General features: G+C 67.2%; 11 protein-coding genes. 2 read left to right on the top strand and 9 right to left on the bottom strand.

Annotated features, from left to right (window positions below):
- Window positions 1-12: 12 nt before the first annotated feature.
- On the bottom strand, window positions 13-786 hold the full coding sequence (locus OG300_RS01885; RefSeq protein WP_405491465.1) for a fumarylacetoacetate hydrolase family protein: 774 nt from the start codon (window positions 784-786) through the stop codon (window positions 13-15).
- Between the two features lie 325 nt (window positions 787-1,111).
- Here OG300_RS01885 and OG300_RS01880 point away from each other — a divergent pair, with 325 nt between their 5' ends.
- Entirely contained in the window at window positions 1,112-2,290 is a 1,179-nt protein-coding gene (locus OG300_RS01880) for an MFS transporter (RefSeq protein WP_405491464.1), read from the top strand.
- A gap of 367 nt (window positions 2,291-2,657) precedes the next feature.
- Here OG300_RS01880 and OG300_RS01875 read toward each other — a convergent pair whose 3' ends face one another.
- The 6 genes from OG300_RS01875 to OG300_RS01850 form a co-directional block, all read right to left on the bottom strand.
- Window positions 2,658-3,665, bottom strand: a complete 1,008-nt coding sequence (locus OG300_RS01875; protein ID WP_405491462.1) for a 3-isopropylmalate dehydrogenase — start codon at window positions 3,663-3,665, stop codon at window positions 2,658-2,660.
- A 167-nt stretch (window positions 3,666-3,832) separates the two neighbouring features.
- Entirely contained in the window at window positions 3,833-4,150 is a 318-nt protein-coding gene (locus OG300_RS01870; protein ID WP_405491460.1) for a hypothetical protein, read from the bottom strand.
- Between the two features lie 109 nt (window positions 4,151-4,259).
- The gene (gene serA / locus OG300_RS01865; RefSeq protein ID WP_405491458.1) at window positions 4,260-5,858 is read right to left on the bottom strand and encodes a phosphoglycerate dehydrogenase; all 1,599 of its coding nucleotides are present in this window, start codon (window positions 5,856-5,858) and stop codon (window positions 4,260-4,262) included.
- 232 nt (window positions 5,859-6,090) lie between these two features.
- The gene (locus OG300_RS01860) at window positions 6,091-6,495 is read right to left on the bottom strand and encodes a globin domain-containing protein (protein WP_405491456.1); all 405 of its coding nucleotides are present in this window, start codon (window positions 6,493-6,495) and stop codon (window positions 6,091-6,093) included.
- 116 nt (window positions 6,496-6,611) lie between these two features.
- On the bottom strand, window positions 6,612-7,340 hold the full coding sequence (locus OG300_RS01855) for a DivIVA domain-containing protein (protein WP_405491454.1): 729 nt from the start codon (window positions 7,338-7,340) through the stop codon (window positions 6,612-6,614).
- On the bottom strand, window positions 7,331-8,497 hold the full coding sequence (locus OG300_RS01850; RefSeq protein WP_405491452.1) for a globin domain-containing protein: 1,167 nt from the start codon (window positions 8,495-8,497) through the stop codon (window positions 7,331-7,333). Before OG300_RS01850 ends, OG300_RS01855 begins: the two co-directional genes overlap by 10 nt.
- Window positions 8,498-9,193: 696 nt before the next feature.
- Between OG300_RS01850 and OG300_RS01845 the strand changes: the two genes are divergently transcribed.
- The gene (locus tag OG300_RS01845; RefSeq protein ID WP_405491450.1) at window positions 9,194-10,000 is read left to right on the top strand and encodes a DNA polymerase beta superfamily protein; all 807 of its coding nucleotides are present in this window, start codon (window positions 9,194-9,196) and stop codon (window positions 9,998-10,000) included.
- A 42-nt stretch (window positions 10,001-10,042) separates the two neighbouring features.
- On the opposite strand, the gene OG300_RS01840 is transcribed toward OG300_RS01845, so the two are convergent.
- Window positions 10,043-10,252, bottom strand: a complete 210-nt coding sequence (locus OG300_RS01840; protein ID WP_405491448.1) for a cold-shock protein — start codon at window positions 10,250-10,252, stop codon at window positions 10,043-10,045.
- A gap of 140 nt (window positions 10,253-10,392) precedes the next feature.
- Window positions 10,393-12,447 (bottom strand): ATP-binding protein, encoded by a 2,055-nt coding sequence (locus OG300_RS01835; RefSeq protein ID WP_405491446.1) that lies wholly within the window; start codon window positions 12,445-12,447, stop codon window positions 10,393-10,395.

Below are 12,447 nucleotides of genomic sequence, written 5' to 3'. Positions count from 1 at the left end.
GCTCTCTCTCGATCAGCGCTTGGCGGCAACGGGATTGGTGAGGGTGCCGATACCGGAAACGGTCACCGACACGTTCTGACCGGCCTGCAGCGGGCCGACGCCCTCGGGAGTGCCGGTGAGGATGACATCACCAGGGAGCAAGGTCATTACGGTGGTGACCCACTCGATCAGCTTCGGAATATCGTGCAGCAGAAGTGAAGTACGGCTGCGTTGCTTCACCACGCCGTCGACCTCGGTGACGATCTCCAGATCCGAAGGGTCCAGCGAGGTCTCGATCCACGGGCCCAGCGGGCAGAAGGTGTCGTAGCCCTTGGCGCGGGTCCACTGCCCGTCGTGGCGCTGCTGATCGCGGGCGGTGACGTCGTTGGCGACGGTGTAGCCCAGGATCACCTCGCTGGCGCGGGCGGCGGGAATGTCCTTGCAGGGGCGGCCGATGACGATGGCGAGTTCGCCCTCGTAGTCCACCTGAGAAGAGCTGGGCGGCAGGATGATCGGGGCGTTGGGGCTCTGGATCGAGGTGCTCGGCTTCATGAAGATGACCGGGTCGGCGGGGGCCGGGCCGCCCATTTCCTCGGCGTGCGCGGCGTAGTTCTTGCCGATGCAGATCACCTTGCTGGCCAGGATCGGGGCCAGCAGGCGCACATCGGCGAGCGGCCAGCTGCGACCGGTGAAGGTCGGGGTGCCGAACGGATGTTCGGCGATTTCACGGACGACGGCGTCGCTTCCGTCTCCTTCGACGCTGACGAAAGCGACTCCATCTGGGCTGGCAACTCGACCTAGGCGCATGGCTGGCATCCTATCGACCGGCTTCGACCTGCCCGAACGCGCCCGACCGGGAACGGGCGGGGCGAACGGGGCCCGCGCCCGCCGCTCGCGACACGCCGTCGGCCACGCCCGTGGCATCTCACCCCGCATCACCCCGGACGGAATGTGGAAAGCCCTTATACGCAAGGCAACTCGGATATGCCAGCAGGCTATCAAGATCAGTGCGGAGATGTGAGCAAACAGACAGCTCGCCCCGGAAATCACATTGCGCATCAGGTGTAACCTGAGACCCGTTGCTCAGAGTGTAAGACTCTGATTCCACATACTGAGATTGTAGGTGATGGCCATGACCACCGTGACGGAGATAGGCGCGGCGAAACGGTGGTCCATGCTGGGGCTCGGCGTCTTCGCACAGAGCTCGAGCGCGGTCCTGGTGCACGGCACCGCCTTCCTGCTGCCCGCGCTGACCCAGCGCGGAATGTCGCTGTCCACCGCGGGTCTGCTGGTCGCGATGCCCACCATCGGCCTGGTCTGCACGCTGATCGCGTGGGGCTGGATCGTCGACCACGTGGGCGAGCATCGGGTGCTGGTGGCCGGTCCCGGACTGATGCTGGTGGCGGGCGTCGCGGCGGCCACCGTCACCAACTACGTTGCGCTGGGGGCATTGCTGTTCCTCGGCGGCGTCGGCGCGGCCAGCACCAACGGGGCCAGCGGGCGGGTCATCGTGGGCTGGTTCCCGCCCGAGCAACGCGGCCTGGCGATGGGAATCCGGCAGACCGCGCAGCCGCTGGGCGTCGCCATCGGCGCGCTGACCATCCCGGCTGTGGCTGCGGCACACGGCTTCTCGACCGCCGTGCTGGTGCCCGCGGTGATGGCGGGCGCCGCCGCGATCGGCTGCCTGTTCGGCATTGTGGATCCGCCGCGACCCGAATCCTCCGGGGCCACAGGGCGTCCCGCCAATCCCTACCGGGGCGACAGCACGCTGTGGCGCATCCACGGGGTCTCCATTCTGCTGGTGATCCCGCAGGCCACCATCTGGACCTTCGGACTGCTGTGGCTGCACCGGGACGTCGGGCTGTCGCTGGGGGCGGCGGGCGCGCTGGTGACCGGAGCCCAGATCCTGGGCGCGGCCGGGCGAATCGGCGCGGGCATGTGGTCCGACCGGGTCGGCAGCCGGTTGCGGCCGCTGCGCACGGTGGCGATCGCGGCGGTTATCTCCATGTCCGCCTTGGCCGTAGCGGCGTGGGCGCACTGGTGGTGGGCGGCCATCCCGATCCTGATCGCGGCCTCGGTCATCACCGTCGCCGACAACGGCCTGGCCTTCACCGCGGTGGCCGAGATCGCCGGGCCCTACTGGTCGGGTCGCGGGCTGGGTATCCAGAACACGGGCCAGAATCTGGCGTCGGCGGTGATCGCTCCGGCCTTCGGCGCGTTGATCACGGTGTCGGGTTTTCCGATCACCTACGCGCTGGCGGCGGTGATGGCGCTGGCGGCAGTCCCCTTGGTCCCCAGGGTTTCCCGCTGACCACAACCACCTGTTTCGGGCCACGCGACCGCTCGCCGGACGCGTGGCCCGTCCGCTGCGCGGATATCCGGCAAATCCGGAAGACCTGCGCCCGTTACGTTTTCGCATACGAATGCAAAAGTGCGATATGCCTCACTGCCCCAGTAGGTTTCAGCGAATCGCCTCTCAGGATCGCATTTCGGGCATATCGCAGCGAACGGTAGAACGATGTGAAGCAGTCGGATTTCGATCCTGCGGACGGCGTGTCACGGGTCGAATCCCGTTGTCGGCCTCGATATCCGGCGCGAAAACGAGCAAGCCCCCACTCCCGCATACTGCGGGGAATGGGGGCTTGACTCGAATTGAGTTGAAGCTGCAACCGAATTCCTCAGAGCGAGGCGGCAATCCGATCACCGACGGCCACCGTCGAGGCCGCGCCGGAGCGGGTCTCGAGGTCCTTGGCGACGGCGGTCTCGATGCGCGCGGCCTCGTCGGACTTGCCGAGATGGTTCAGCAGCAACGCCACCGAGAGAATCGCGGCGGTCGGATCGGCCTTGGACTGACCGGCGATATCCGGAGCCGAACCGTGCACGGGCTCGAACATCGACGGATTCACGCCGGAGGCATCGATATTGCCGGAGGCGGCCAGGCCGATTCCACCGGAGACGGCGGCGGCCAGGTCGGTGATGATGTCGCCGAACAGGTTGTCGGTGACGATCACGTCGAAGCGGCCCGGATCGGTCACCATGTGGATGGTCGCGGCATCGATGTGCTGGTAGGCGGTTTCGATGTCCGGGTATTCGGTGGCCACCTCGGCGACCGTGCGCGACCACAGCGAACCGGCGAAGGCCAGCACATTGTTCTTGTGCACCAGGGTCAGGTGCTTGCGGCGCTTGCGCGCGGCCTCGAAGGCGTAGCGGACCACGCGCTCGACGCCGAAGCGGGTGTTGGTGGAGACCTCGGTGGCCACCTCGTGCGGGGTGCCGACGCGGATCGCGCCGCCGGTCCCGGTGTACGGGCCCTCGGTGCCCTCGCGCACCACCACGAAGTCGATGTCCGGGTTGGCGGCCAGCGGGCTGGTGACGCCCGGGTACAGCTTGGACGGGCGCAGGTTCACGTGGTGGTCGAGCTCGAAGCGGGTGCGCAGCAGCAGGCCGCGCTCGAGCAGGCCGGACTGCACCGACGGGTCGCCGATCGCGCCGAGCAGGATGGCGTCGTGCTGCTTGAGCTCCGGGATCACATTGTCCGGGAGGATCTCGCCGGTGGCATGGAACCGCTTGGCTCCCAGGTCGTATTCGGTCTTCTCGACGCCGGGTACCACCACATCGAGCACCTTGAGCGCCTCGGCGATGACCTCGGGACCGATACCGTCGCCCGGAATGACAGCCAGTTTCATGAATTCATGCTCCGTTCGGATGTGACGCCCGTGAACACCGCGTGTGCTCAGCGGAGGACCAGACGCCACGATAGCGGGTGCCGCGTTCAGCCCCTCCACCAGGGCAAACAGTTCTCATTCACTGAGACGGGGCGGCGTCTCGCCCGCTGGGAAGCCGCTGCTGACGCTCAGTGCGCGAGCGGAATTCCGGCGATGCGGCATTGTTCACGCAGCTTGCCCGCGACTGCCGGCGGCTGCGTGTCGGCGGACCGGCACCACTCGACAGCCTGTGTGCCACAGGCTCGTTGCTGGGCGGCTCCGAGTGAGCTCGCGAACTGTACTGTGACGCAACCATTTCCGGATTGTCCGAAATTCGGACGGTGATCGAGCAGCGTCCAGGCGACCGCCCCGATGCTCAGCACCGCGACCACGATCATGGTGCCGAGCAGCAGATTTCGCCGCTCACGCCCGGTCAGCGGCTCGGTCGGAGGCGTCTTACCCCGCATCCCCTAATAATCGGACACAACCGCGCCGCCCGCTGGGCACACCGCGAAAAAACACCGCGTCCCCACCCGGAATTGCCGGGTGGGGACGCGATTTCCGAACGGGTACCGCCTAGTCGAGGTTGACCTGGGCGACCTTGGCCGCGCCGACCGCCTCGGCGATCTCGGCCTGGACCTCGGCGGGGACGTCCTTGTTGACGCGCAGGATGACGGTGGCGCCTTCGGCCTCCAGGTCCTGGGTCAGTTGGGCGGCGAGGATGTCGATGCCCGCGTCACCCAGCTTGGTGGCGAGGCGACCCAGCTGGCCGGGACGGTCCTCGTAGTTGAGGACGGCCACGTTGAGGCCCTCGGCGCGCATGTCGTAGTTGCGGCCGTTGATGTTGACGATCTTCTCGACCTGGTGCGGCTCGGTGAGGGTGCCCGCCACGTTGAGGGTGCGACCGTCGCCGAACACCGCGCGCAGGTCGACCAGGCTGCGGTGCGAGGGGCTCTCGGTCACGGTGGTGACGGTGGCCTCGATACCGCGGTCCTTGGCCAGCGACGGCGCGTTGACGAAGGTGACCGAGTCCTCGATGAGGGCGGAGAACAGGCCGCGCAGCGCCGAAAGTTCCAGCACCTCAACGGCTTCCGAGGACAGCTCGCCGCGCACCTGGACCTCCAGGCTGACCGGGAGCTCGCTGGCGAGGGCGCCGAGCAGCGCGCCCTGCTTGCGCACGATCTCGAGCCACGGGGCGACGATCTCGTTGACCGCACCGCCGGTGACGTTGACCGCGCCGGGCACGAATTCGCCCGCGAGGGCCAGCTTCACGGACTTGGCGACATCGGTGCCCGCGCGGTCCTGGGCCTCGGCGGTGGAGGCGCCCAGGTGCGGGGTGACGACGACCTGCGGCAGCTCGAAAAGCGGGCTGTCGGTGGAGGGCTCGGTCTCGAAGACGTCGATGCCCGCGCCGCGCACGTGCCCGGAGATGATGGCGTCGGCCAGGGCCTGCTCGTCGATCAGGCCACCGCGGGCGGCATTCACGATGATGACGCCCTTCTTGGTCTTGGCCAGGGTGTCGGCGTTGATCATGCCCTTGGTCTCGGGCGTCTTGGGCAGGTGGATGGAGATGAAGTCGGCGCGCTCGAGCACCTCGTCCAGGGTCAGCAGCTCGATGCCCAGCTGGGCGGCGCGGGCCGGCGAGGTGTAGGGGTCGTAGGCGACGATCTTGGTCTCGAAGGCGGCGAGGCGCTGTGCGAACAGCTGGCCGATGCGGCCCAGGCCGATGACGCCGACGGTCTTGCCGAAGATCTCGACACCGTTGAACTTGCTGCGCTGCCAGGTGTGCTCGCGCAGGGTGGCGTCGGCGGCCGGGATCTGGCGGGCCGCGGACAGCAGCAGGGTGACGGCGTGCTCGGCGGCGGTGTGGATATTGGAGGTCGGCGCGTTGACGACCATCACGCCGCGCTCGGTGGCCGCGGGGACATCGACATTGTCGAGGCCGACGCCGGCGCGCGCGACGATCTTGAGGTTCTTGCCCGCTTCGAGCACCTCGGCGTCGACGGTGGTGGCCGAACGAACCAGCAGCGCATCGGCTTCCGGGACGGCCGCGAGCAGCTCGGGACGGTTGGGGCCGTCGACCCAGCGAACCTCGACGCCGGAGCCCAGCGCGTCGACGGTCGACTGGGCGAGCTTGTCGGCGATCAGAACAACAGGAAGGCCTGCTTGGCTCACGGTGGGGTACTCCTGAGGAAGGGATCCGGACGGTGCTAATTCAGTGAATTACGGGCGCTAGCTTAATGGGCTTCGAATCCGGACGCTTTACCGCCTGGTAGGCAATCGCCATCAATGCCCTGACCTGGTGTTCTTACATTGGACGAGAGAATGGCGTCCGGTCGGTCGTTTTCTTCCGCCCGGAAATACCCGAGCCGGTCCCGTGGGTACGGGACCGGCTCGTGAGCACGACTCAGGCGGCGACTTCGTCCGCGGACAGCATCAGCTCGGCCACCGCGCCGTAGGCGGTGGTCCAGGTCTGCGCCAGCTCCGGGGTCCACCCGTCACCCAGGAAGTGCTCCAGGGTGGCGAGCAGCGAGGCGCCCGCCACCGGATAGTGGTCGGCGACGACGCCGAGGCGGGCATGGTGCGCACCCAGCTGCTGCACGAAAGACGGATCGGCGGCGAGGGTTTCGACATTGGTGACGATGCGCGCCAGCCCCGACAGGAACCGCTCCCGCTGCGGCGACAGATCCTCGGCGAACATGCCCCGCACTTCGGGGTGCGCCTCGAACAGATGGTTGTAGAAGTACTCGACGGCCTCGGGCCCGACCGCGCCGACCTGGGTCCAACTTGCCTGCAACGCTTCGATATCCATGTGACGGATCCCCACTTCCTTTGTTCGCGTGACATTCTCGTGCTGGGCTGTGGCGGGCCGGTACCGGCTTGCACCGGCCCACCGGCATGGTGACGATCGGTGCGGCAGCGCGAAATTCACTGCCGCAGTGTGTGTTCCGCGTTCCTGATCGGCAGATCGGCCGGGTAGGAATCGGCCGAGATGGCGCCGGTGGAAGCGGGCAGCGGCAGCAGTGCGAGCTTGTCCACCTCGACGTTGAGGGTCTGGATCATGGCCCGCAGCTGGCTGCGCAACAGGTCGGAGTAGGCGCGCATCTGCTCGTGTCGCGGATCCTCGAGCTGCGGGTCGACGAATGCGCCGGCACGGCCGGAACCCACGGATTCCCTTGCCCGCTGCAACAATTCGCGCTGCTGTCCGCGCGCCACCGACATCAGCTCGCGGGCGTGCTGCTCGGCCTGGTCGATGATGGCGTCGGCGGAGAGCTGCGCCCGGTTGAGCACGGTGACCGCGCGGCTGCTGATGCCGAGCTCGTCCTTCTCCAGATCCTCCTGCAGCCGGGCGATCTCCCAGTGCGCGTTGGCCAGTCCCTGCTGCAGTTCGGCCACCTCGCTGGCCGAGGCCATGGTCTGCATCTGCATCTGCAGCGCCTCGCTCTTGGCGGCGAGCTGCATGTTCTCGCGTTGCAGGCGACCCAGTTCGGGGGTGTTGCTGGTGAGGGTCAGGTTGCGGTTCTCGCGCACCAGCCGCGACAGGGCGGAGTGGACCTGTTCGAGGAAGCGGTCGACCTCCTCGGCGTCGTATCCCTTGCGGCCCAGGCGCACATTCTTGAAACGGACGGCGGTGATGTCGTCGGGTTTCACGTCCATTGCGCCACCTTGTCCATGTTGCGCGGACCGGCGGCCGGACCCGGCGCCTGTCCGAATGTCTCGAATCTGATTGCGTGGCGCGGCATTCCGGCCGTGGTCAGCGCCGCGACCGTCGCCGCGACCATGGCGGGCGAGCCGCAGACCAGCGCGGTGGTGCCGCTCAGGTCGCGGCCGCGGGCGGCCACCGCGCCGACCGTGCCCTGCACCCCGTGGAAGCTGGGATCCTCCGAAACCACCGGCGTGTAGCCGAACCACGGATGTTCGGTGAGCGCGGTGAGGGCTTCGTGGTCGTAGAGGTTCCATGCGGTGCGCACCCCGTGCAGCAGGTGCACGCGGGGCACGGTGGTGTGCGCGGATTCCTGGGCGATGCGATCGGCCAGCGCACGCAGCGGGGCGAGCCCCGAGCCGCCCGCGATGAGCAGCAGGCTGTCCACGGCGTCGGACGGGATGGCGAACGCGGTGCCGACCGGTGCGCCCAGTTTGATCCGGTCGCCGGGTCGCACGCTGCGCGCGAAGCCGGTGCTGACCTCGCCGCCGTCGACCACCTGCACGTGCAGTTCGAAGGAGCCGTCCGGGCGCGGGGCGTTGGCGGGCGAGTAGTAGCGCCACAGCCGCGGCCGCTGCGGAATCTCCACGGCCAGTGACTGTCCGGCCTGGTACGGGTAGGGCTGCTCGGGGCGCACGGTGTGCACGGTGACGTCGACGCTGCGGCGTTCGGTGGCGACGATCTCGGCGTCCCACCAGGCCGGAGTGTGCGCGGCCTGTTCGGCGGCGGCGGTCATGATGTCGGCGACCGCGTAGTAGGCGGCGGTCCAGGTCTGGGCGAGTTCGTCGGTCCAGCGCGGGCCCGAAAAGTGCGCGAGGGTGGCCAGCAGGGAGGCGCCCGCAGCCGGGTAGTGCGCGCTGATCACACCGAAGCGGCGGTGGTCACGCCCCAGCTGAGCGACGAATTCCGGGTCTGCGGCCAGGGATTCGACATTGCTGACGATGCGGCCGAGCGCGGCGAAGAACTTCTCGCGCTGCCCGGTCATCCGGATCGGGAACATGTCCCGGACTTCCGGGTGGGCCAGGAAGAGGTGGGCGTAGAAGTACTGGACTGCCTCGTCGCCGACCCGCTCGACCCGTCGCCAACTGCGCTGCAGTTCCTCGATGTTCATCCGCGACGCGTTCGGCCGGCTCGAGCTTGCCGCCAGGCGGCCGGGGGCTGAAACACTCCACACTCCTCTGGGCACGGCCATGACCGCACCACTCCGCAGTGCTCTGAAGTCATGGGACGAGTGCCCGAATGTTTGCCAACATAGGGCATGGGTGCGGGGCTGTCTAAGCGAACGCGCGGCCCGGACTTTGGGCTAACAATCAGCGAATTACGCGCTCGATGTGTGGAATATCCGGCGATGAGACACCGGTCACAGATAGCCGAAAGCCCGGCGTCGGAGCTACGGAGTCCGAGGCCGGGCTTTCGAAGTCGCTATATACGACCTCGGCAGTTATCAGCCGCCGAAGGAACCGGTCCACAGGGTGCTCAGGATTCCACTCAGAGCGGCCGAGCCGGTGTTGAGCAGACCGTTGAGGGCAGCGGAACCGGTGTCAATGATAACGGGGATCATGCAAATACCTCTTCTGGGAATTCCGTACGAACAATCTGACATGGAGCCTATCGGCCGCATTTCGGCGCTCGTTACGCGGGGTTAACAACCTGTGACCCGAGTCACAGCTAATTGTTTGTGTGGTCCGGTTCATATGCGTGTCGAATTCCCGCGCTATAACGCCACGATCACGCCCCTATTTCTCGGGGCTTCGCCGCGATGAAAACCCTTGGACCAGCGGCGGCCTCGGCACTACCGTCGGCGGGCATGACCCTGCGTTCGATCCCTGCCTCCATGGACCCGGCGGTGGTCGCCACGATCGACGGCGAGCTGGACCGAATCGTGCGCGAACACCGCGCCGACGTGCTGCTCGCCATCGAGAGTGGCAGCCGCGCCTGGGGTTTCCCCTCCCCCGACTCCGACTACGACTGCCGTTTCGTCTACCTGCGGCCCATCGCGGACTATCTGACGCCGTGGCCCGGCCGGGACGTGATCGAGACGCCGATCGTCGGGCTGCTGGATGTCAGCGGCTGGGATCTCGTCAAGGCACTGCGGCTGCTGGTGAACGGTAACGCCGTGCTGATCGAATGGCTGATGTCACCGATCGTCTACCGCGGCGACGAGCAATTCCGCGATGAATTGCGGGTGCTCGCCGACGCAGTCGCCGATCGCGACCGGGTGGCCCGGCACTACCTGCACCTGGGACGCAATCAGTGGCGGCTGCGCGAATCGAGCGGATCGCTGAAGAAAGTGTTCTATTCACTGCGTCCGGCCATGGCATTGCGCTGGTTGCACGAGCATCCAGGAAAAGCGGTGGCACCCATGCATTTGCCGACATTGCTCGAACAATGCGAGCTGCCCAACGACTTCATCGATTCCGTCGCCGAATTGACGGAATTGAAGTCGCGCACTCGGGAAATGGGTTCTGGATCGGTGCCCGCACCCATCGAGAAATTCATCGACGACGAATTCGAGCGAGCGGCTTTGGAATTCGTCTCGGACGAGCCGCGGACCCGGCAACATGCACAGGACCTATCAGCGGAGTTCTTCCGCCGACGGCTGGGCGGTTACTGACAATTTCTCGGCATCGCCCGCGACACCCGGACCGGGGACGGGTCAGCGGGCGATGACCCGGACGATCAACGCCTCCGGGCCGGGCTTGCTGCGGCGCACCTCGAATTCGACCCGCTGGCCCTCGGCCAGCGATCGGAAGCCCTGGCCCTCGACGGCGGTGTACTCCACGAACACGTCGGGCCCGCCGCCGTCGGGGCTGATGAAGCCGAAGCCCTTCGCGCTGTCGAACCACTTCACCGTGCCGTGCACCATCAACTGAACCTCTTCGACCGTCGGAAACTCTCACGCCCCCACGCCGCGATCCATGGTGTCACGGCGGCCGCGGTGGGCGGGCACCACCCTCGATGGTTCCCGCCTCCGTTATCGCCCGCCACGCCGCGAGCGCATCACGACTACCCCGCGCGGGTCTCCTCGCGCCCGGTGCCATCTCCGCTGCCCTCCTCGGAACCCCGCATGGCATAGACGCGTTCGAGGAAGTCGCGGTGCGCGCGCAGGGTGGAGTCCAGCAGTTCCCGCCAGGTGCGGCGGTCCACCCGCTGGTCGCTGACCAGCGAGGAGATCGACGCCGGACCCAGTCGGTCGATGTGGTCGACGATGAAGGTCAGGCGGCGGCGCGGGAATTGTGCTCCGATGCGCGGATTCTCGTCGAGGAAGTGGTCGAGTTCGTAGAGATAGTTGACCGCCCGGTTGTATTCCTCGTCGGTGAGGTGATAGTCCATCCGCTTGATCTCGACGACCCACAGTTCGCCGGAATCGTGCAGCATGACGAAGTCGGGTTCGCGTTTCGGGCTGCCGATGGTGGAGGTCACCAGTGGCGTGCCGAAGCGCTGCAGATACCAGCGTTCGAAGCTGGCGCGCACCCGCTTGAGCGATTCGTTCATGCCCAGCGGCGTCCACTCCGGCGCGAGCAGCCAAGGGGCGCTTTCGATCAGCTCCTGGAAGGGGCGTTCCAGGGAGCGGCGGTCGTCGATGAGGCCGCGCAGCCGGTCCACGACGGCGACGCGTTCACTGGCGATCTGGCCCAGGGAGTAGATCTCGGCGATCCGGGCGCGTTCGAACAGCGCGACCACCACATCGAGTTGCGTGTCGCCCTCCTCCGCGATCTCCTTGAGGGTTTCCAGCAGGCTGCGCTGCGGGCCCAGCGACAGTGCCAAGCGCAGCATGTTCTCGATGTGCCCGGGATCGTCGAGGGCGGCACGGTCCTTGTGCGCCACCAGGATTCGCGCGGCCTCCAGCACCGAGTCGCGGAACAGGCGGTCGCCCGGCGCGATGGCGTCGAGGGTTTCGTGGATGCGGGAGCGTTCGACGAACTCCTCCCACACCCGCCGCCGAATGGATTTCTCACCGAGGCGGCCGATCTCCTTGATCAGCGCGCGCCCCCACTGGGCGAGGGCCTCGCCGCGCGGGGAGCTCCACATGATGTCCTGGCGGTCGGAGCGGACCAGATCGTCCTCGTCGTCGAGCCAGTCCACATTGATCGCGCCGACCAGGTAGGAGCGCAGTTTGAACTCGCCGGTGAATCCGGAGGAGATCCCGAAATCCCTTGTCTGCGCGACGATCTTGCCGCGCGCGTAGATGCGCACCCCGGCCATGGCGTCGTCTCGGTAGGGATGCTTGGAGTAGGCGATCCATCCGGTGACGGGCAGGAACTGCCGACCGTAGCGCACCGGCACCCGGCCGACGTCGACGCGCGTCTCCTCCATGACGTCGATGGGCAACTGGCTCAGGATGAAGCTCTCCGGTCCGGCCGCGTTGCGCACCTCCACCCGCCAGTCGGTGCGCTCGATGCCGAAGCGCGAGGCCAACTGCCGGTTCAGCTCGGTGCCCGTATTCACCCGCTTGCGAAGGAAATTGCGCAGGATGATGGTGGTGCCGCGCTTGGCGGTGAAGGAGCCGTCCAGCTCGCCCGGACGCGGGAAGTAGTCGCTCTCGGTGTCGGAGAGCATGTCGCCCAGGTCCATCACGATGTGCGCGACCGGCCAGCCCAGCGGCGTCCGGTCCCCGGTGTTGCTGCCCGCGGTCACCACCTCGATGGTGCGGCAGATGCCGAAGGCCGCGAGCTTCCCGATTCCCTTGCGCCCCATGACCGGTCGGCGTCGCTCGCGCGACAGATCCGATCCGGTGCGCACCCGCCGGTCGGAGCCCACCATCAGGTAGTGCTCGTTGACCTCGGCGGCGGTCATGCCGTGACCGTTGTCGCTGACGATGATCTCGTAGGCGGGTTCGCCTGCGGCCCTGACGGTTCCGGCCAGGGTGATGCCCCAGGGCAGCACCACTTCCACCTCGGTGGCATCGGCGTCGTAGGAGTTGGCGATGAGTTCGGCGAGCACCGCCGAAACCCGGTCGTAGAGCCGGATACCGAGTTTGTCGATCGCCAGCCTGCTGATTCGCATGGTGTACTTGTGGTCTTCGCGATCTGCCGCGGCCACCTGCACTTCGGTGTACAT

This window comes from Nocardia sp. NBC_00511, from assembly GCF_045161165.1.
Lineage (GTDB): Bacteria > Actinomycetota > Actinomycetes > Mycobacteriales > Mycobacteriaceae > Nocardia.
This window is presented reverse-complemented; position numbering and strand designations above follow the sequence as displayed.